Origin of the sequence: Sinimarinibacterium thermocellulolyticum, assembly GCF_040327995.1 — a bacterium.
Lineage (GTDB): Bacteria > Pseudomonadota > Gammaproteobacteria > Nevskiales > Nevskiaceae > Solimonas > Solimonas thermocellulolyticum.
Genome location: NZ_JBEPIJ010000013.1, coordinates 27976 through 47822, shown reverse-complemented (window position 1 = coordinate 47822; position 19847 = coordinate 27976). Strand labels below are relative to the sequence as shown.

At 68.2% G+C, this 19847-nt stretch carries 20 protein-coding genes; 9 read left to right on the top strand and 11 right to left on the bottom strand.

What is annotated here, in order from left to right:
- Positions 1–66 precede the first annotated feature (66 nt).
- Entirely contained in the window at positions 67–2355 is a 2289-nt protein-coding gene (locus ABSH63_RS11685; RefSeq protein ID WP_352889955.1) for a TonB-dependent receptor, read from the bottom strand.
- A 214-nt stretch (positions 2356–2569) separates the two neighbouring features.
- Here ABSH63_RS11685 and ABSH63_RS11680 point away from each other — a divergent pair, with 214 nt between their 5' ends.
- Genes ABSH63_RS11680 through ABSH63_RS11670 form a run of 3 tightly spaced genes read left to right on the top strand, consistent with a single transcriptional unit; the run spans position 2570 to position 4599 of the window.
- Positions 2570–3349: a glucose 1-dehydrogenase gene (locus tag ABSH63_RS11680; protein WP_352889953.1), complete on the top strand. Its 780-nt coding sequence runs from the start codon at positions 2570–2572 to the stop codon at positions 3347–3349.
- A complete protein-coding gene (locus tag ABSH63_RS11675; protein ID WP_352889951.1) occupies positions 3349–4215 on the top strand; it encodes a class I SAM-dependent methyltransferase in 867 nt (288 codons plus the stop codon). The genes ABSH63_RS11680 and ABSH63_RS11675 overlap by 1 nt, the downstream gene beginning before the upstream one ends.
- 33 nt (positions 4216–4248) lie before the next feature.
- On the top strand, positions 4249–4599 hold the full coding sequence (locus tag ABSH63_RS11670) for a VanZ family protein (protein WP_352889949.1): 351 nt from the start codon (positions 4249–4251) through the stop codon (positions 4597–4599).
- A 68-nt stretch (positions 4600–4667) separates the two neighbouring features.
- Here the strand turns inward: ABSH63_RS11670 and ABSH63_RS11665 are convergent, their stop codons facing one another.
- Positions 4668–5174 carry a hypothetical protein gene (locus ABSH63_RS11665; protein ID WP_352889947.1) on the bottom strand — a complete coding sequence of 169 codons (507 nt, stop codon included), beginning with the start codon at positions 5172–5174 and terminating at the stop codon, positions 4668–4670.
- A gap of 16 nt (positions 5175–5190) precedes the next feature.
- On the bottom strand, positions 5191–6435 hold the full coding sequence (locus ABSH63_RS11660; RefSeq protein WP_352889945.1) for an NADH:flavin oxidoreductase: 1245 nt from the start codon (positions 6433–6435) through the stop codon (positions 5191–5193).
- Positions 6436–6640: 205 nt separating this feature from the next.
- Here ABSH63_RS11660 and ABSH63_RS11655 point away from each other — a divergent pair, with 205 nt between their 5' ends.
- A complete protein-coding gene (locus tag ABSH63_RS11655; protein WP_352889944.1) occupies positions 6641–7900 on the top strand; it encodes a YncE family protein in 1260 nt (419 codons plus the stop codon).
- Positions 7901–8046: 146 nt separating this feature from the next.
- On the opposite strand, the gene ABSH63_RS11650 is transcribed toward ABSH63_RS11655, so the two are convergent.
- From ABSH63_RS11650 to ABSH63_RS11640, 3 genes are all read right to left on the bottom strand, one after another.
- The gene (locus tag ABSH63_RS11650; RefSeq protein ID WP_352889942.1) at positions 8047–8802 is read right to left on the bottom strand and encodes an SDR family NAD(P)-dependent oxidoreductase; all 756 of its coding nucleotides are present in this window, start codon (positions 8800–8802) and stop codon (positions 8047–8049) included.
- A 100-nt stretch (positions 8803–8902) separates the two neighbouring features.
- The gene (locus ABSH63_RS11645) at positions 8903–9817 is read right to left on the bottom strand and encodes a crotonase/enoyl-CoA hydratase family protein (RefSeq protein WP_352889940.1); all 915 of its coding nucleotides are present in this window, start codon (positions 9815–9817) and stop codon (positions 8903–8905) included.
- Positions 9818–9829: 12 nt separating this feature from the next.
- Entirely contained in the window at positions 9830–10609 is a 780-nt protein-coding gene (locus ABSH63_RS11640) for a crotonase/enoyl-CoA hydratase family protein (RefSeq protein ID WP_352889938.1), read from the bottom strand.
- Positions 10610–10691: 82 nt separating this feature from the next.
- Here ABSH63_RS11640 and ABSH63_RS11635 point away from each other — a divergent pair, with 82 nt between their 5' ends.
- Positions 10692–11519, top strand: coding sequence for a PaaX family transcriptional regulator C-terminal domain-containing protein (locus ABSH63_RS11635; protein ID WP_352889937.1), 828 nt, complete (start codon positions 10692–10694; stop codon positions 11517–11519).
- Positions 11520–11522: 3 nt separating this feature from the next.
- A complete protein-coding gene (locus tag ABSH63_RS11630; protein ID WP_352889936.1) occupies positions 11523–12497 on the top strand; it encodes a fatty acid desaturase family protein in 975 nt (324 codons plus the stop codon).
- 67 nt (positions 12498–12564) lie between these two features.
- Here ABSH63_RS11630 and ABSH63_RS11625 read toward each other — a convergent pair whose 3' ends face one another.
- The 5 genes from ABSH63_RS11625 to ABSH63_RS11605 all read right to left on the bottom strand — a co-directional run bounded on the left by ABSH63_RS11625 (position 12565) and on the right by ABSH63_RS11605 (position 17762).
- Entirely contained in the window at positions 12565–12762 is a 198-nt protein-coding gene (locus ABSH63_RS11625; RefSeq protein WP_352889935.1) for a hypothetical protein, read from the bottom strand.
- A gap of 9 nt (positions 12763–12771) precedes the next feature.
- A complete protein-coding gene (locus ABSH63_RS11620) occupies positions 12772–13269 on the bottom strand; it encodes a hypothetical protein (protein ID WP_352889934.1) in 498 nt (165 codons plus the stop codon).
- Between the two features lie 80 nt (positions 13270–13349).
- The gene (gene rssA / locus ABSH63_RS11615) at positions 13350–14324 is read right to left on the bottom strand and encodes a patatin-like phospholipase RssA (protein ID WP_352889933.1); all 975 of its coding nucleotides are present in this window, start codon (positions 14322–14324) and stop codon (positions 13350–13352) included.
- 160 nt (positions 14325–14484) lie between these two features.
- Positions 14485–15771: a POTRA domain-containing protein gene (locus tag ABSH63_RS11610; RefSeq protein ID WP_352889931.1), complete on the bottom strand. Its 1287-nt coding sequence runs from the start codon at positions 15769–15771 to the stop codon at positions 14485–14487.
- On the bottom strand, positions 15768–17762 hold the full coding sequence (locus tag ABSH63_RS11605; protein ID WP_352889929.1) for an LTA synthase family protein: 1995 nt from the start codon (positions 17760–17762) through the stop codon (positions 15768–15770). Before ABSH63_RS11605 ends, ABSH63_RS11610 begins: the two co-directional genes overlap by 4 nt.
- 157 nt (positions 17763–17919) lie before the next feature.
- On the opposite strand from ABSH63_RS11605, the gene ABSH63_RS11600 reads away from it, so the two are divergent.
- Genes ABSH63_RS11600 through ABSH63_RS11590 form a run of 3 tightly spaced genes read left to right on the top strand, consistent with a single transcriptional unit; the run spans position 17920 to position 19846 of the window.
- A complete protein-coding gene (locus ABSH63_RS11600) occupies positions 17920–18378 on the top strand; it encodes a TlpA family protein disulfide reductase (RefSeq protein WP_352889928.1) in 459 nt (152 codons plus the stop codon).
- On the top strand, positions 18375–18590 hold the full coding sequence (locus tag ABSH63_RS11595; protein WP_352889927.1) for a DUF4266 domain-containing protein: 216 nt from the start codon (positions 18375–18377) through the stop codon (positions 18588–18590). The genes ABSH63_RS11600 and ABSH63_RS11595 overlap by 4 nt, the downstream gene beginning before the upstream one ends.
- Positions 18581–19846, top strand: coding sequence for a DUF3570 domain-containing protein (locus ABSH63_RS11590; protein ID WP_352889926.1), 1266 nt, complete (start codon positions 18581–18583; stop codon positions 19844–19846). The genes ABSH63_RS11595 and ABSH63_RS11590 overlap by 10 nt, the downstream gene beginning before the upstream one ends.
- Position 19847 lies beyond the last annotated feature (1 nt).

The following is a 19847-nucleotide window of genomic DNA, read 5'->3' as shown; positions in this document are numbered from 1 at the left end:
CGGCACGCTCACGCCCGGCGCTGCCGGACATGCCCGATCAGATGCGGCGCCGGCTGCCGGCGCGCGCTACCAGCGCACGACGCCGCTGATGCCGAAGGTGCGCGGCTCCTCGAAGTTGGCGACGGTCAGGCTGCCGAACACCGGGCCGAAGTCGATGAAGTTGGTCGCGGTGTCGTCGTCGAGCAGATTGCGCGCCCATAGCGCGAACTCGCCGCGCGCACGATCGCCCAAGGGGACGTCCACGACCGCCAGCCGCGCGTTGAGGATGCCATGCGCCTGCACCTCGGTATCGCGCGCGACCTGCAGGCCGGGGTTGGTCACCTCGATCTGGTACGGGTAGGTGTAGAAGTCGTCGGTCCAGGCGTAGTCGAGGACCGCGCGCAGCACGCCCCAGTCGCGGCGCAGCAGCTCGCTGTCGAGCACCAGGTTGAAGCTGTGCTCGGGCGCGTGGACGAAGGCGCGGTTGTCGGCGACGTTGACGCCGGCGTCGATGAACTCGTCGTACTCCGGGTCGAGCCAGGCGTAGTTCGCCATCAGCAGGGTGCCGCCCAGACGCAGCGCCGCTTCGAGCTCGATGCCCTGGATCGTCGCCTCGCCGGCGTTGCGCACGGCGGTGGCGGCGGCGCCGGTACCGAGGAAGATCGAGGCCTGGAAGTCTTCCAGCGTGTTGTGGAAGGCCGCGGCGTTGAACATCAGACGCCCGCCGGCGAGACTGGACTTGAGGCCGACCTCGACGGACTGCTGCTGCTCGGGCTTGAACGGCGTTTGCGTCTCGGCGATGTTGCGCGCGATCAGCGCGGCGAACTCCTCCGGCGTCTCGTTGCCGGTGGGCGGCTCGCTGTACTCGCCGTTGAAGCCGCCGCTCTTGAAGCCTTCGGCGTAGCGCACGTAGACGTTGAGCTGCGGGCTGAAGCGCCAGGCCGCGGAGAGCGTCGGCGTGGTCGCATCGAAGGTCTCGGACGCGCCGGTACCCTCGGGAATCAGGTAGAAGAACGGATCGGCGGGATCGGCGCGCAGGCCGAAGGTGCGTTCGATCTCCTTCTTCTCGCGCGTGTAACGGATGCCGGCGGTCAGCGTCAGCGCATCGAGCGGACGGAAGTCCACCTGGCCGTAACCGGCCCAGGCCGAGGTCTGGGTGCCATAGCGCGAGTCGAAATAGGCATCGCTGCCCGGATCGATGACGAAGAAACTCTGCGGATTGTCGGTGTCGCCGTCGTCGCCAAAGTAGTAGACGCCGACGACGTAGTTCCAGCGATCGAAAGCCCCGAGCAGTTGCAGGTCCTGTGAGACCTGATCGTAGTCGGTGAAGCGCTGCGTCCACACCACCGGCAGCGGCGAGCCGTCGAGGTCGAGCGAATCATCCCATTCGAGCCTGCGATAACCGGAGATCGATTTGAGGGTGTGGCGGTCGCTCAGATCCCAGCTCAGCGTGAACGAATGCCCCTGGACCTCCGAGCGCTCGAAGGACGGCGCGTCCACGCTCGCCCGCTCCAGGCGCTCGCGCGACGCAAAGGGTTGCAGGAACGGAATCTCGATCCGGTAGAGCTGATCGAAATTGTTGGTCTGATCGATCCGCGACCGATCGAAGCGGTACTCGCCCACAAGGCCCGGCGCAAAGTCGAAGTCGGCAGCGATGCGCAGACCGTGGTTGTTGCGGTCGTTGAGTTCGGGCACGGAGGCGTCGCGCGGGGTATCGACCCAGCCGTCGCGCTGCTCGCTGCGGGCGCCGATCGACAGGCTGACGATGCCCATCCGCGGCAGGTCCACCGAGGCGCGCTGCACGAGCGCGTTGTAGTTGCCGACCTCGACGCTGGCGCTGCCGCCGAACTCGCCGCTCGGCGCGCGCGTCACCAGGTTGATCGCGCCGGCGAGCGTATTGCGGCCGTACAGCGTGCCCTGCGGGCCGCGTAACACTTCGACGCGCGACAGGTCGACGAGATTGAAGATGCTGCCCTGGGCCTTGCCGATGTACACGCCGTCCACATAGATGCCGACGGCCGGATCCCAGTAGATCGCCGGGTTGATCTGGCTGACGCCGCGGATCGTCACCTGCGAGATCGTCGTGTTCGACGGCGTCTTGCTGATCTGCAAGCCGGGCGCGAGTGCGTTCAGATCGCCGACGTCGTCGATGCCGCGCGCCTGGATCTGGTCCTCGGGAAACGCGGTGACTGCGAGCGGCACATCCTGCAGTTTCTCCTCGCGGCGCTGCGCGGTGACGACGATGTCGTCGATCTGCGTCGGCGCCTTCGCGGGCTCGTCCTGCGATTCGGTTGGCTGCGCGTGCGCAGCGGTCATGGTCATGCACACGGCCGCGAGGGCCAGCGGCCGCAGCCGCATCGGGTTCTCCTGTCGCACCTGGCTTGCTCCTGACGTCGTGGTCGGCGCCCGGCTGGGAGCGGGCGCGATATCCTGGCCACGGTTGCGCCGAGCGAGCCTCATCCGGAAGGATGAGACGCCGCGTCGGCGTGTTGCGACGCTGCGCGGCACATCCACTCGTTCGTTCGGACGAAGCCCGGCGCCGCCGCGTACACCCATGCTGCACCTGCTTTCGATCGGAAAGGGCGCGGACATGGCAAGGCTCAAGGACAAGGTCGCCATCATCACCGGCGGTGCGCGCGGCATGGGCGCGGCCACCGCGCGGCTGTTCGTCGCCGAAGGCGCGAAGGTGGTGATCGGCGATCTGCTCGATGCCGAAGGCGACGCGCTCGCCGCCGAGCTCGGCGAGGCGGCGCGCTTCGTGCACCACGACGTCACCAGCGAGGTGAGCTGGCAGCGGCTGATCGACGCCACCCTCTCGGCCTTCGGCGCCATCGACGTGCTCGTCAACAACGCCGGCATCCTCATGTTCAAGACCATTGCCGAAACCACGCGCGACGACTTTGCGCGCGTGCTCGACGTCAACCTCATCGGCTGCTTTCTCGGCACCAAGCTGGTCGGCGCCAACATGGTCGCGCGCGGCAAGGGTTCGATCGTCAACATCTCCTCGGTCGACGGCATGAAGGCCGCGAACGGGCTGTCCGCGTACAACGCCAGCAAGTGGGCGGTACGCGGCTTCACCAAGGCGGCGGCGATGGAGTTCGGCCACAAGGGCGTGCGCGTGAACTCGGTACACCCCGGCGGCATCGACACGGCGATGGGCAATCCCTACGCCGAGCCCAAGGCCGAGGTGAACAAGCGCTATGCCATGGTGCCGCTGCAGCGCGTCGGCGAGCCGATCGAGGTCGCCTACACCAGCCTGTTCCTCGCCAGCGACGAGTCCTCGTACCTGTGCGGCGCCGAGATCGCCGTCGACGGCGGCATGCTCTGCGGGCAGTATTACGTCGGCTTTCCCGGCGCGCCGGGCCTGTGATGACGAGCAAGGCCGCACGCATCAGCCCGACGGCCCACGCCACCGGCTATCTGTGGTACCGGCTCGGCCTGTCGACCGAGGCCCTGGTCACGCCAGAGGGCAAGCGCCTGGATCGCGGTTTTCGCCTGCTCACGCGCCTTACCCAGGCGCTCGGCGGCGTGTCGCTGGAGGCGATGATGCTGGCCCGCCACCACGGCATCGACGCGCTGCTCATGCGCGCGATCGACGAGGGCCGGGTGACCCAGGTCATCGAGATCGCCGCCGGCCTGTCGGCGCGCGGCTGGCGAATGCGCCGGCGCTACGGCGATCGCCTCACCTATGTCGAGACCGATCTGCCGGCCATGGCCGCCGAAAAGCGGCGACGGCTGCAGGCTTCGGGCCTGCTCGGCGAGCGGCATCGCGTCGTCGAGCTCGACGCGCTCGCCGAGGACGGGCCGCAGTCGCTGGCCGCGGTGGCGGCAACACTCGATCCGGCGCAGGGCACGGCGGTCATCACCGAAGGCCTGATGAACTACCTCGCACCGGCCCGGGCCGATGCGCTATGGCGCCGCATCGCCGCCGTGCTCGCGAGATTCCCGACGGGACTCTACCTCTCGGACGTCTACCTGTTGCACGAAAACCGCAACGCGGCGATGGTGGCCTTCGGCGCCATCCTGCAGGTGTTCGTGCGCGGCCGCATGTTCGTGCACTTCGACACCGTCGCCCAGGTGCGGCAGCGGCTCGCGGGGCTCGGCTTCGCCGAGGTGCGGGTACATGCGACGCGCGAGCTGCCGGCGACCTGCGACATCGCGCGGACACCGGGCGGCGACCGCGTGCGCATACTCGAAGCCACCCGAAGCTCGGCGACACGACGAGAAAGCGGTTAGGCTGCGCGTCCGTCGTCTTCCTCGGTTTTCTCGATGTCGCGTTCGACCTTGTTACGGGCGGCGTGGATCGCCGCGATGCTCGTCGTCGGCGCGACCGCGCTGATCCCCACGCCCCAACTGCCCGCGCTGCCGGCCTACGCCGACAAGCTGGTGCATTTGGGTAGCTATCTTGTCCTCGGGGCGCTGGCGGTGCTGGCCCAGAACCACCACCGCCACCGCGTCATCGCCGCGATCGCGATGATCGGATTCGGCATCCTCATCGAGCTGGTGCAGGCGCGCCTGCCCTGGCGCAGCTTCGAATGGGCGGACATCGGCGCGAACGTGGCAGGGGTGTCGCTCGGCGCGGGGATGGTGTGGCTGCGCACGCGGTCCCCCAAGCCGTAGTCATCGCATCGTGCCTGGTTCGCTGTGTTCCGATCGACCGGGTCCGTGCGCCTACGCGCGAACGACGCTCAGTCCGAGGGTTTGGTTCCGACAAAGGCCGGCCCCTGCTGCGGCAGGCCGGCACCGCGCAGCACGCGCCAGGCCGGCGGCAGTTCGAGCACCGCGGTGGCGAGCACGCCGAGCCCGGTGAGGACCAGGGCGATGCCGTCGGCGAGGCGATCGAAGGACAACAACGCCAGGGAGAGCGCGACGACGATCGCGCTGGCGGCGAAGCCGCCGGCCGACATCCACAGGAACTGGCGGCGATCGTTGGCGCCGACGTCGAACTTGAACAAGAACACTGCGGCCACGGTGTCCGGCAGTTCGACGCGGCTGCGGCTGGCGAGCGCGCCGAGCAGGTGGCCCCACTCGTGCACCAGATAACCGGCGAGCGCGAGCAGCGCGCCGGCGACGAGCGCCAGCGGCCAGTGTGCCGCCGAGCCGCTGGCTTCGAGGCCGTGGCTCGCCTCGCGCACGACGATCGCCGCCGCGATGATCAGCAGATCGCGCAGCAGCAGCTTGAGCGGCAGTTTCATCGTTCGACGGTCGTGCTCATGCGGCCGCCGGCACGCGGTTGAGCGCCGGGTCCGGTGACGGCCGCAGCACGCAGTGGGTGCCGGCCTCGCCGTACATCGTCACCACGCATTGGTTGCACGCGGTGCAGCCGGAGGCGCTCGCGCGGCCGTCGCGGAACTTGTTGACCAGCTCCGGATCGTGAATCAGCGCGCGGCCCATGGCGACGCAGTCGAAACCCTCGCTGAGCACGGATTCGATGCCGGATCGCGACTTGGCCCCGCCCAGATAGGCCAGCGGCAGCTTCACCGCGGCGCGGATGCGGCGCGAGTGTTCGAGAAAGTACAGCTCGCGGAACGCGACCTTGGGTTCCCACAGCCGCATCATTCGTGTCGCCAGTTTCACCACCGGATTCTGGATCGTCTCGACCGCGGCGGCCGGCATGTTGCTGCCGAAGATCGCCCACGGCGCCTCGACGTTCATGCCGCCCGAGAGCACCAAAAGATGCGCACCCTCGCGCTCGAGCACGCGCGCGACTTCGATCGCATCGTCCACGGTCGCGCCGCCCTTGAAGCCCTCGGTGACGCAGATCTTGCAGGTCACCGCGAGCCGATCGCCGACCGCATCGAGCACGCGACGCAGGACCTCGGCCGGATAGCGCGCGCGCTGCGCGGCGCTGCCGCCGTAATCGTCGCGGCGGCGGTTGTACTTCGGCGAGATGAACTGACTCAGCAGATAACCGTGACCCATGTGGATTTCGACGGCATCGAAGCCGGCCTGCTGCGCGCGCCGCGCTGCGGCGACGAACTCGTCGGCGACGCGCGTCAGGTCGGCCGGCGTCATCGCCGTCTTGAACAGGCGGCCGCTGATCACGCCGGCGGCGTTGAGGCCGCCGCTGGCCGACAGCGGGTACTTCGTGGACAGCACCGGCACGAAGGTGAAGGCGCCGCCGTGCGTGATCTGCGCACAGACCGCCGCACCTTCGGCATGTACCGCGTCGGTGAGCACCCGCAGGTGCGGCAGGCTGGCGTCGTCGAGCGTCACCTGATCCTCGAAGGTGCGACCGTCGGGGCTCACCGCGCAGTAGGCGACCGTGGTCATCGCCGCGCCGCCGGCGGCGATCGCGCGGTGGTGTTCGACCAGCATCTTCGACGGCACGCCGCCCCTGGCCATGCCCTCGTTGGTCGCCGACTTGATGAAGCGGTTGCGCAGGCGCAGCGGGCCGATTGTCACCGGCGTGAACGCCTGGGCGATCGAGGCGGGTGGCGGCGGCGCGTGCGACATGCGGCTTCCCTGGTGCGGACCACCGCACTGTCGCGCCAGCGGCCGGCGACGTCCTCGTCCGAATTGCGCAGACGCGCCCTTGCGGGGCGCAACCGCTGCCGCCCCTTCACCCCAACCGCGATGATCATCGCCTTATGCCATCATGCTGGTTTAGGGCGGCGAGCGCGCGGCGTCGATCGCCCGACCATCGCCTAGGGGAATCGCCATGATCATGACGGGAGCCTGGTCCCGGGCGCTGTGCGCACTCGGCCTGCACCTCGGCGCGCTGATGACCGTGCTGGCGTCGGATCCGTCGACGGCCTCCGCGGAACCCGGCCTGCGCGACGTGGTCGTCGTCGGCAACAACTGGGACGGCACCGCCGACATCTTCGACCCGCAGACCTTCGAGGTCATCAAGCGTGTCAACATCATTCCGGACCGAGCCCAGCGCATCGACGAGATCGAGGCCAGCGTGTTGCGCTCGATCTACTTTCATCTGATCCGTAAGTTCATCGGCGAGGGCCACGACCAGTTCGTCGACGATTTGTTCACCTCCAACGACGGTCGCCGGCTGTTCGTGTCGCGGCCGAGCTTCGCTGACGTGGTCGCGATCGATGTCGCCAGCGGCGAGATCGTCTGGCGCACGCCGGTCGAGGGCTATCGCGCCGACCATGCGGCGCTCTCGCCGGACGGCAAGACTTTTCTGGTATCGGCGTCGACGGCGCGCAAGGTGCACGCCATCGACACCGCAACCGGCCGCATCAATGGCGGTTTTGATAGCGGCGATCAGCCGCACGAGAGCAACTACTCGCGCGACGGTAAGCGCATCTATCACGCCAGCATCGGCAGGGTGTTCCTGCCGACGACCGCCAAATGGCTGGACTGGCTCAAAGGCGATCGCTGGCTGCAAATCGTCGATGCACAGTCGTACGAGGTGATCGAGCGCATCGACATCGGCGAGAAGCTCGAAGCCTTCGGCATGCCGTGGATCGACCGCGCCGTGCGGCCGATGGCGGTCACGCCGGACGAGAGCCACATTTATCTGCAGGTCTCGTTCTTCCACGGCCTGTTCGAGTACGACCTTGCGCAGCACAAGATCACGCGGGCGCTCGAGCTGCCGGTGCCGGAGAAGATCCAGCAACTGCCGTATCACAAGTACCAGCTCAACTCCGCGCACCACGGCCTTGCGATCAACGCGCAGGGCTCCAAGCTGTGCGTGGCCGGCACGATGTCGGGCTATGCGGCGATCGTCGATCGCGCGAGCTTCGATTTCGACATCGTCACGCTGTCCGAAGATCCGCTCGCGGCCAAGCCTTACTGGTCGACCGAGAGTCATGACGGCCGCCACTGCTACGTCTCGGTCAGCGAACAGGACCGGGTTGCCGTGATCGACTTCGACACCGCGCAGGAGATTGCCAGCGTGCCCGTCGGCGATCATCCGCAGCGTGTGCGTACCGGGCGTCTGCACATCGACGCGCTGCAGTGAAGCGCCCCTGGTCGTCACGCGCCACCTGCCGTACGCGAGCTACCTCGATCAACTCGGGCGCACCGGCCGTCCCTGGCGCGGTGGTGCAGACGTTTGAAACCCCTGCCCGGCCCTCCTTGGCCGGACATTCGCAAGGCCGCCCTCACTCACCCCAGATACGCCTGGCCGCCGTCGACGCCGATCGACTGGCCGTTGATGTAGCGGCAGTCCTCCGAACACAGCGTCGCGACGAAGCGGCCCACGTCGTTCTCGCAGGAACCGACATAGCCCTGCGGCACGGTGGCGACGAAGGCGGCGGATTCCTCGGGGCGCTCGCGCATCCACCAGGCCATGGCCGGTGAATCGCCCAGCGGCAGGATCGCATTGGTGCGGATGCCGTCCTTCGCCCACTCGCAGGCCGCGGCGCGCGTGAGCTGGCGCGTCGCTTCCTTGATCGCGGCGTAGGCGCCATAGCCCGACACGTCCCAGCGCTTGGCGGCCGAGGTGCCGAAGTTGACGATCACGCCATCGCCCTTGAGGTACGGATAGCACAGCTTCATCAGCCGGAACGTCGCCAAGGGGCCGGACTCCCAGCCGGCGATCAAGGCCTCGTCGCTGACCTCGTTGAGCGTGCCGAGCGCGACCTCCTGAGCATTGTTGACGAGGATGTTGAGCTTGCCGAAGTGCGCGACCACGGCGTCGACGCAGGCCTTGGCAGACGCCGCACGCTTGACGTCGCACTCGACGGCGAAGGCCTTGCCGCCACGTCGCTCGATCTCGGCGACGGTGGCCTGCAGCTTTGAAAGCGTGCGCCCGGCGACCGCAATCGCCGCGCCTTCGGCCGCCAGCGCGTATGCGATGCCCTGCCCCACGCCCTGCCCCGCGCCGGTCACCAGCGCCACCTTGCCTGCCAGCCTCGCCATGCCACGTTCTCCGTTCGATCTGGACCAGACCGCAGTCTCGCTTCGCCCGCGCGCTTGGGCCTGATCCGCGTGGCGTAGATCGGCAGACCGTCCGGCGTGATCAAGTCTTGTAGCGCGCCAGCCCGTAGTCGCCGAACGGGTCGTCGCGCTCGCGCACCGCCTGCTTGAAGCCCGCTTCGGCCGCGCGCTGCTGGAAGGCGTAGCCCTCCTTGGTATGCCGCGCGATGCCATCGAACACCGTGCCGAGGATCTGCGTGGTGTGCAGGCCTTGGCTCATCACGCTCTGGTTGAGCAAGAGCTTCATCATCACGAGCTGGTTGATCGGCATGCGCGCGATACGTTCGAGCAGCGCCTCGAAGCGCGCATCGAGTTGGTCCGGCGGCGCCGACTCGATCGCCAGGCCCCATTCCTGCGCCTGCTTGCCGCTCAGGCAGTCCCCGGTGAACAGCAGGCGCTTGGCCTTTTCCAGGCCAATGCGATGAAACCACAGCGAGGTCGTCGGCGAACCCCAGACCCGCGCTGGCGGATAGCCGATCTTGGCGTCGTCGGCGATCACCAGCAGATCCGAACACAAGGCCATGTCGGTGCCGCCGCCCACGCAGTAGCCGTGCACCTTGCACACCACCGGCTTTTCGCTGTGGAACAGGCTCATGAAGCCCTTGACGTTGCGCGACATCATCGCGTAGTCGATCACCGGGTCCCAGACCTCGCCGGGCGCGTGGTTGTGCATCTGCACGCGCGGATCCAGCGGCGAGCCCGGCGGACGCGAGGCATGCTCCTCACCGATCTGCAGCTTCTCGGCACTGTCGACCAGATCGTAGCCGCCGCAGAAGCCGCTGCCGTTGCCGGCGAGCGCGATCACGTGCACGGCGGGATCGAGATTCGCGCGCTCGACGCATTCGGCCAGCTCGCGCGGCAAGTCCAGGGTGATGCCGTTGCCGCGCGCCGGTCGGTTCAGCGTGATCCGTGCGATGCGGCCGGTGACCGCGTAGGTCATGGTGCTCAATGTGTCCATCGCTGCTCCCCGTCAGAACCTTCCGTGCCGCCCATCGCCGCCGGCAAAGCGCGCCGCGCCCGCAACCGTCTCGCCCGATTGCAGCGTGCGCAGCCCGTGCTCGAACTCGTTGGCGATCGCCACGTCCTGCGCCATGCCCCACTGCTCGTACACGCTCGCGCGATCGCCGCGCAGGCACTGCTGCGGGAACGCGGCAAGCTGCAAGGCAAGCGTCGACGCCTCAGCCAGCGCCTGCCCGGTGGGCACGACGCGGTTGGCCAATCCCATCGCGTACGCCTCCTGCGCATCGACCGCGCGGCCGGTCAGGATCAGATCGAGCGCGCGGCTCATACCGATCAGCCGCGGCAAGCGCACGGTGCCGCCGTCGATCAGCGGCACGCCGAAGCGGCGACAGAACACGCCGAACACGGCGGTCACATCGGCGACGCGCAGATCGCACCAACACGCGAGCTCGATGCCGCCGGCGACGGCATATCCCGAAATCGCGGCGATCACCGGCTTGGACAATCTCATCCGGGTCGGCCCCATCGGACCGTCGCCATCGGCATCGATGCGGTTCGCGCGTTGCGGATCCCCGGTGGCCACCGCCTTGAGATCGGCGCCGGCACAGAAATTCCCGCCGGCGCCGGTGAGAATCGCGACCTTGAGTTCATCGTCGGCATCGAAGGCGCGGAAAGCGTCGGCGAGCAAGGCGGCCGTCGGGCCATCGACGGCATTGCGTGCCGCTGGCCGGTTGATGGTGACGATCACGAGCGGCGGGCGCCGCTCGACGATGACGCTGGCCTCGGACATGGCCATCTCCATTACATGACGTTGAACCAAGTATCACGATCTGTAATATTTCTGTCCATAGCATCTTGTCCATACATCTGTAATGATCTCGAAGCCGAGACCGCCCACGCCGCGATCACTGATCCTCAACCTGCTGCTCGCTGCCGACGACGCGACACTCGGCGCGCGTGAAGCGATCAACGCCTGTGCGCTGTTCGGCATCCGCGAGAACAGCGTGCGTGTGGCCCTTGTGCGGCTTTCGGCGGCCGGCATGGTCGAAGCAGCGGAACGCGGCCGCTACCGGCTGGGCCCGGCGGCCGTCGGCCTCGCCGGCGAAGTCGCGAACTGGCGCGACGCCGAGCGGCGCACCCGTGACTGGCGCGGCGACTGGATCGCCGTGCACCTTGCCAAGCTGCCGCGCCGCCGCGCGCACGAGCACGAGCGCGCGCTGTCGATGCTCGGCCTGCGCGAACTCGATCCGGGCCTGCATCTGCGCCCGGACAATCTGGCCGGCGGTGTCGACGCGGTGCGCACACGGCTGGCCACGCTCGGCGTCGACGAGCGCGCCGCGGTGTTCGTGATCCGCCATCTCGATACCGCGCGCGAGGCACGCGCGCGCCGTCTCTGGGACGGCAAGCACCTGAGCCGGCTGTACCGGGAACGCCGCGCCGCGCTGGAACGCTGGATGACGCGCGCCGACGCGCTGGAGCTCGAAGTCGCCGCACGCGAGGCCTACCTGCACGGCAACGAGGCGATCCGCCAGCTCGTGTTCGATCCCTGGCTGCCGGCGCCGCTGGTGGACGTGGATGCGCGCCGAGCCTATGTGGCGACCGTCAAACGCTTCGACGACTTCGGCCACCGCATCTGGCGGCGCCTGCACCAGCTTCCGCTGCCCACCGGTACCGAGCACGGCGCGCATGCCCTTCACTGAGCCATGAACGAGACGATCACATCTTCCCGCCTGCGCCCGCGCGAGCTGTTCACACCCGAGCAGATCGCCCAGCTCACCGCGCGCTCCGACCTGCGCGGCGCATGGATGGTGCTGTCGACCTGGGCCGCGATCGGTGTCTGCTTCACGGCACTGGCGATCTGGCCGTCGATATGGACCTTCATCGCCGCCGTGTTCGTGCTCGGCGGCCGCCAGCATGCGCTCGCGATTCTTGCGCACGAGGCCGCGCATCGCCTGCTGTTCCGCACGCCCACGCTCAACGAGTGGATTGGCGACTGGCTGTGCGCACGGCCGATCTGGAACGACGTGCCGCGCTACCGCACCCACCATCTACGCCACCACACGCACACCGGGCTCGAGGTCGATCCGGACCTGAGCCTGGTCACGCCGTTTCCGACCACGCGCGGCTCGCTGATCAAAAAAGCGCTACGCGACGTGAGCGGCCAGACCGCGCTGCGCCGCATCGCCGCACAGCTTTTGATGGACATCGGCGTGTTCGAATACACCGTCGCCGCGACGGTGACGCGCCGTCCGCGCGGCACGCGCCCCCTCAGCGACTACGTGCGCGAAGGCCTCCGCCACATGACGCCAATGCTGGTCACCAACGCCGCCTTGTTCGGCGTCCTCTATGCCCTCGGCATCGGCTGGACCTACTGGGCCTGGATCGCGGCCTACATGACCACGTTCAGCCTGTACATCCGCATCCGCTCGATCGCCGAACACGCCTGCATGGAACGCAGCGCCGACGTCCTGCGCAACACCCGCACCACGCGCGCCGGCTGGCTTGCGCGCCTTACCGTCGCGCCGATGCACGTGAACTACCACCAGGAACACCACCTGATGGCCTCGGTGCCCTGCCATCGCCTGCCGGAGCTGCACCGCATGCTGCGGGCAAACGGCGTCGTAGAAGCGCCGTCAGGATATGGAACCGTGCTGCGGATGGCCGCAGCGCGCAGGTGATTCCCGAAAAGTTGGGCACGTTCCTTTCGGAACTTTGCGCCCGCGACGGCCCAATGGGGCGGCGAGGTCAGCTTTCCCGCAGCACGTCGCCGGACAGCCGCGCGTACTGCCGGCGCAGCAGGATGCCGCCCCAGATCCAGGACGCGACGATCAGCAACACGCCCGTGAGCTTGGCGAGTCGGGCGAGCGCCTGGTCATGGGCGAGTGGGCCGATGCGGCCGAGGATGTTGTGCCAGTCGTGGCGCAGGGCGCGGGCGTCGACCATCTCTTCGGATCATTCACCGACGAGCGGCAGCGCCAGCGCACGGGCGTCGGCGATGTAGGGGGCGACGTCGATGAAGTTCTGGCCGCACCACCACAGGCACACTGCCGCCGAGAACGGCTGGTGCTGCTTGCAGACGAAGTAGACCGCCAGCAGCAGCGGTACGAGGATCTGCAACAGGCTGCCGCCCAGATACATCATCCACTCGCCGAGAAAGCTGAACAGCAGGTGGCCGAACTCGTGAAAGGCGAGATCGACGCCGTGCAGGAAGGAGCGCATCAGCGCGTCCGACGACAGCGGCTGCGCGATGAACCAGATGCCCCAGGCAAGGATGCCGACCAGAACCAGACAACGCCCGATGAATGCGGTCTGGTCGACGCGCTCGGGCACGGACCACAGCGTGCCCCAGACCCGCTCGCGCCATGGCGGATCGGCGAACTGACGGCGCGCTCGGCGACCATCGCCGCGCGTAGCCGCCGTTGCAGGTACTTCTCGGAGTAGATGCCGCATCGCGGGCGCTCGCCGGGCGCGGCCTGATCTTGCGCCTGGCGCACGTAGGCGCACTTCGGACAGGGCTCGCTCGTGAGCGGCTACGGCACGTGCGTCCAGGCGCGTAGCTCGGCCTCGTGACGGCGCACCACGTTCCGACCTTCCTCGATCGCCTGGTCGGCGCGGTGGAAGTCCATCAGCGCGTAGTCTTCGAGCAGCGGAATCAGCGTGACCTCCGGCGGATCGCCCGCCATGCGGCTGCGCGTGATGCGGTCCTGCATGATGTTGATGCTCGACGCGAGCACGTCGAACAGACCCGGGTGTTCGGGATCGCTGCTCTCGAAGTAGCCGATCACGCGCTGCCAGAAACCGCGACTCGACGGGCTGCGGTCCTTGGCTGGTTGTGCCGCCGACGCGCCCTGTGCGCGCTCGGCGCGCGCTGCGGCCTCGGCTGCTTCGGCATCGATCTCTTTCTCGACGAGCTGACGGCTCGCCCGCGACAGATGTGCGCCGACGAGCTGCGCGTTGAGGTTGACCGCGATCACCACGTCGGCGCCGAGCGCGCGCGCCGCCGAGACCGGCACCGGATTGACCAGGCCACCATCGAGCATCCAGCGGCCCTCGTGCTTGACCGGCGAGAACACGCCGGGCAGCGCGCAGGAGGCGCGCGCCGCGGCGAGCACCGGCCCGCGTGTGATCCAGATTTCGCGGCCGCTCTTCATCTCGGTGCAGACGCTTGCGTAGCGCTGCTTGAGATCCTCGATGTTCGGATTGGCATGACGTTCGCTGAACGAGCCGAACAACTTCTCGCCACGCACGACGCCGCCGGAGAAGGTGAAGTCCATCAGGCCGACGACGTCGCGCACAGTGAGCTTGCGCACCCAGTCGGCGAAATCGTCGAGTTGGCCGGCGACGTAGACCGCGCCGACGAGCGCGCCGATCGAGGTACCGGCGACGACCTGCGGGCGGATGCCCATGGCCTCCAGCTCCTGGATCACGCCGATGTGCGACCAGCCGCGCGCCGAGCCGCTGCCCAGCGCAAGCCCGATCGTCGGTGTCTGCTCCACTGGCTTCATGCTTCTTGCGCCCCGCGAGCGATGCGTGTCTGCGACGCCGCGCACGGCGTCGCCAGCGCGCATCTTGGACTTGCCGCTCGACAGACGCCAGTCTCGACGCCCCCGGCACCTTCGAAGTTCCGTCGCCGCATGATCAGAGGCGAGCGCTGCGTTGCGCCGATCAGCGCCGCTCGATCTTGCCGCCGTAGAAGCGCGGATCGTCGCCGCCCAGCGGCACGGCAAAGCCCAGCTCGAGCTCGAACTGGGTCAGGCGCCGCGGGCGCAGACGCAAACCGAGGTTGAGGCTGACCTTGGGCGTGTCCAACAGATCCCGGGTCTGCCAGTCGGCATTGCCCAACTCGATGCCGATCACGCCGCGCAGACTGTCCCAGTACAACGGCCGCAGCCACTCGGCATGCGCGAGATAGAAGCTGTTGCCCTCGAAGGCGCGCCGCTCGTAACCCTTGAGTCCCTCGATGCCGCCCAAGGAGAACAGGGCGCGGTGATCGAGTGCGTGGTTGCCGACGCCGAGCGAAAGGCCATAGACGAATTGCTGATGCGCACGCGTGCCGATCGGCAAGGCCTGCTCCCAAGAGAGCCGAAATACGGAGTAACTGTAGTCCGACAGCAGTGAGCGGTCGGCGATCTCATGGCGCGCCCAGAAACTGCGGCCATCGTCGCTGAAGATCAGGTCGCGGCCGTTGCGATAACTCAACTCGCTGACCCAGCCGAGGCTGTCGCCGAAACTGCGCGCCAACGTCTCGTCCGACACGCGCTGACGGCGCAGCAACGGGCCGCCGCCCAGGCTCCAACCCTGGCCGGGGCGCTCGGGCAACCCGAAGGTGCGCATGACCACGAGCTCGATTTCGTCGATGGTCTCGTCATAAGCCATCGGCGCCTCGTAAGGGATCTGGTTGTGCGCCAGCGCAAGGCGCAGGCTGTCGCGCTCGGAAAGCAGGTATGGCGCGACATAGCTGGCGCGCACGCTGAGGTCGCGTCCGCGATCGGCTTCGCGCGTGTCTCGCGAGCGCGCGATCAAGCGCAGGCTGTGATTCAGGCCCCATAGATTGCTCAAGCGGACTTCGCCGCCCAGACTGTTCTGCCCTTCGCTGTTCGCAGACAGGCGCGGATACAACTGCCAGAACCATTTCTCGCGTACCGTGTACACGACGCGCGCGGCCTCGCCCATCGGCTCGATGCGCGCGTCCACACTGCGGAACAAGCCGAGGTTCTGAATCTGCTGACGACCCTGCTCGACGCGCGCAGCATCGAGAACATCGCCGGGCTGCAGCACCACTTCGCGCCGCAGCACCTCGACCCGCGTGTGCTCGTTGCCCTCGAAGACGATCTCGGCCACGCGCACGGCATCGGCACCCGCGACGCAGCACGGTCCCGCCGCGGCCAGCATCAGAGCGGTTTGTAGCGCCGCGACCGCACCGGCCCAGCGTGTGACGGGCCTGGCCCTCATCCGCGAGGCTCGGCGGCGCGCGCGGCGGCCATGGACGGTGGGCGACTCGACGCCGCGCCGAGCGCGTAGGCGCGACGTGCGTAGAGCCAGTCGCCGAGACTCGCCTTGGCGAGCAGGCGGCGTCGCTGCGGCTCGGACAAGGCTGCCGGGGAGGTCGGCTCACCGCTGGCAGTGACCACCCAACGCTCGCCCACGCCGCCCGCGTGCAGCACCAGCAGCTCGCCGTCCGTGAGCCACGCGAAGCGATCATCGAACTGCATCAGCGCGCGCGGCTCGGGGCCGTCCGCGACGCCGAACTCGGGCAACGTCGCGAGCAGGTCGCGTCCCGGAAACGGCGTCCACGCGTCGACGCCAGCCAGTGACAGTAGCGTCGGTGCGAGGTCGATCTGCGAAGCCAGGCTGCGCACGCGCAGCGGCTCGACATCCGCACCGACGATGAGCGCGGGGATCTGGAAGCGCCGCAGCGGAATCACGGCGTCGCCATAGACGCGCACGTCGTGATCGGCGACGACCAGCAGCAGCGTGTCCGCAAACCAGGGACGCCGCGCCGCGTCATCGAGGAAGCGGCCGAGCGCGAAGTCCGCGTAGCGCACGGCGCCGTCGGCGCTTCCCGGCTCGCCCGCATCGCTCGGCAGGCGGCCCGGCGGAAAATCGAAAGGCTCGTGGTGCGAGGAGCTGAACACCAGATGGAAGAAACGCTCGCCGCGCGCCACCGCCGCATCGGTCTCCGCCAGCGCGCGCTCGAACAAATCCTCGTCGGACACGCCCCAACTGCCGACATGACGCGGGTTCACGAAGTCGCCGCGCTCGATGACCTGGTCGAAGCCATTGCCGAGGAAAAAGCCGCGCATGTTGTCGAAGTGCGCGCCGCCACCGTAGATGAAGCGGCTGCGATAGCCGGCCTCGCCGAGCACGCTGGCCAGCGTCGCGAAGTCCTCTTGCGCCTTTTCGCGCTTGAGCACGGCGGGTGCCGGCGAAGGCGGAAAGCCGGCGACGATGGCCTCGAGTCCGCGCGCCGAGCGCGTGCCGGTGGCGTAGATCCGCTCGAACCAAATGCCGCGCGACGCCCAGCGGTCGAGCTCCGGGGTCAGGCCGCGTCCGCCGAGCCGCGCCGAGAAGTCGGCACCGAGGCTCTCCTCGACGACGACGATCAGGTTCAAGGGGCGCTCGCGCACGCGCCGCGGCGACTGGCGATGCCAGCTCGGGCGCTCCTGCGGGCTCGTCGAGAAGCGAGGATCCTCGCGCAGCCACGCCAGCAGCTCGGCGTCGTCGAGCCTGCCGTAGACGTCCGCTGCACTGCGCTCGTGACGCAGCGCGTATACCGCGTAGCCGAAGCTGTAGGCGCTGTTGAGTGCGAGCTGATTGAGCATTTGGTCCGGCCAGCGCGCGAACATCGCCGGGTTGGCGGGGCGGTGATCGAGCGTGCCGCGGATCAGCAGCACGTCACCGGCGATCAGCAGCGGCCACAGCAACAGTGCGTAAGCCGGCAGCGCCGACGCACTCGGCCGGCGCAGGAGCCAGCGAACCAGCGCGAGGCTGCCCACACCAAGCACCGCGGCGCCGGTGAGCAGTGGCACGCGAAACCCGGTCCAGAGCATCGGTAGGATGCTGTCCCAGTCGCGCAGGTACTCCACCGCGAGATGGTTCGGCCGCGCCTCGTACTCCAACAAAAAGCTCGGCGTACTCACCTCCAGCAGCAGCATGGCCAGCGCGATGACCCCTATCCAGGCGCGCGCGAGCACCCACCAGACGGCCGCTGTGCGTGCCCAGGCGAGCAAGGGCCACAGCAGCACCGGCACACTGAGCAGGATGCCGACGACGATCAGATCGACACGCAGGCCCAGCACCAGCAGCGTGCAGAGCTGATCGGAAACCCAGCGATCGGCAAACCAGGCCAGCAACAGCAGGCGCGATGCCATCAGGGCGATCAGGGTGGAAGCTGCCGTGATCGCCAGCAGGCGCGAGGCGGAAGAACGCAGAATGGGAATCATGCACCGCAGACTGCGCCAGCCGAGCTTGCCGGCCGGCTTGCGGCGTCATGACAGGAAATTCATCCGGTCGCGAACATGAAAATCCGTTCATGTTGTTGCCATCGGCCGGTGCGGCAGCATCCCGCATGCTCTGGTTTCCACCCGTCCGGAGACTTGTGTGAGAGCCTGGCTGTTGCTCGCATCCGCCCTGTTCACGACGACCACAACGACGGCGGCGATGGCCGCCGACCGCCCCCCGGCGGCGCTGCAAGCCATCCTGCGGGCCGCAGAAGGGCGACCGGTCTACGTCGATTTCTGGGCCAGTTGGTGCGTGCCCTGCGCCTTGAGTTTCCCGTGGTTGAACTCGGTGCGACATCGCTATGGCGGGGAACTGGTCGTCGTCGGCGTGAACGTCGACCAGCATCGCGCCGATGCGGATCGCTTCCTGATGCGTCATCCGGCCGAGTTCATGCTGTTGTTCGACCCGGCCGGCGAAATCGCCGCGCACTACCAGTTGCAGGGCATGCCCAGCGCCGTGCTGCTCGACGCCGACGGCGACGTGATCTGGCAACACAGCGGCTTTCGCAAGGACGAGATTCCCGAATACGAGGCCGCCATTCGGAGTGCATTGAAATGAACCCGCTGCGACTCACGGCGATGACCCTCGCATTGGCCCTTGTGTCCGGCTGCGTGACCGTACAACCCTGGCAACGCGGCACGCTGGCGCGCGAGGACATGCAGCCCGGCGGTGAGCCGGCGCTCGCCGCCTTCGACGATCACACGTATTTCAGCAAGGAAGCGTCCAGTGGCGGGCGCGGCTTTGGCGGCGGAGGCTGCGGATGCAACTGAATCCCTCACTCAACGCGGCGGCGCTGGCCTTGCTCGGCCTGAGCCAGGCCTCGGCGGCGGCCGATGCCGTCCCCGGCTGGACCTTCGAGGGCGCGACCCTGATCTACAGCGAGGCCGACGGCCGCGTACAGGCCGCGGAACCGCGCTTTCGCGCGACGCGCAACTGGGACAGCGGCCGCAGCCTGTCCATGGGTCTGACGCTGGACGCACTCACCGGCGCCTCGCCCAACGGCGCCGCGCCGGCATCGACGCCGCAGACCTTCACCACGCCGTCGGGCAACGGCAGCTACACGATCGCCGCCGGCGAAACCCCGCTCGACGACACCTTTCGCGACACCCGCGTCGCCCTCGACGCGAGCTTGAGCACGCCGCTGGGCAGGCGCAACACGCTGACGACGACGCTGTTCGCGTCCAACGAGTACGACTATCTGTCCATCGGCGCCGGCGCGACGATCGCGCGCGACTTCAATCTGCGCAACACCACGGTCAGCTTCGGGGTGAACGTCGAGCAGGACCGCATCGAGCCGGTCGGTGGTGCGCCGCAGCCCTTGTCACGGATGCCGGCCGAGGGTGAACCGCGCGCAAGCCGCGAGGCCAGCGTGTCCAAGACCGTGATCGACGTGCTGGCGAGCTTCACGCAGGTGCTCTCGCCGGTGAGTCTGGTGACCCTGACCGCCTCGCTGAGCAAGTCCGACGGCTACCTGAGCGATCCGTACAAGCTCCTCTCCGTGGTCGGCGCCGACGGCGAGCCGCTGCGCTATGTCTACGAGGGACGCCCGGACACACGCCTCAAGCAGGCGCTGTACGGCGAGTACAAGCGCTTCGTCTACGACCGCGACGCATGGACGATCTCGCTGCGCCTGATGAGCGACGACTGGGGCGTGTTCTCGCAGACCGTGGACACGACCTACCGCTGGAACTTCGGCGCGCGTGATCACCTCGAACCGCATCTGCGCTACTACCGCCAGAGCGAGGCCGATTTCTACCGCGCCGCATTGTTCGACGGCGAGGAGAACCAGATCGGCGAGGCCAGCGCCGACCCACGGCTCGGCGCCTTCGATGCGATCACCGTCGGCCTGAAGTACGGCCACACCACGCGCGGCGGCCTGCCCTGGTGGGTGCGCCTGGAGGGCTATACCCAGCTCGGCCGTAGTGCCGGGGTGCCGGCCGAGGCGGCGGATGGCCTTGCGAAGTTCGACCTCGAACCCGAGCTGACGGCGGTCCTGTTCACGACGGGTTTTCGCTTCGGCCGATGAG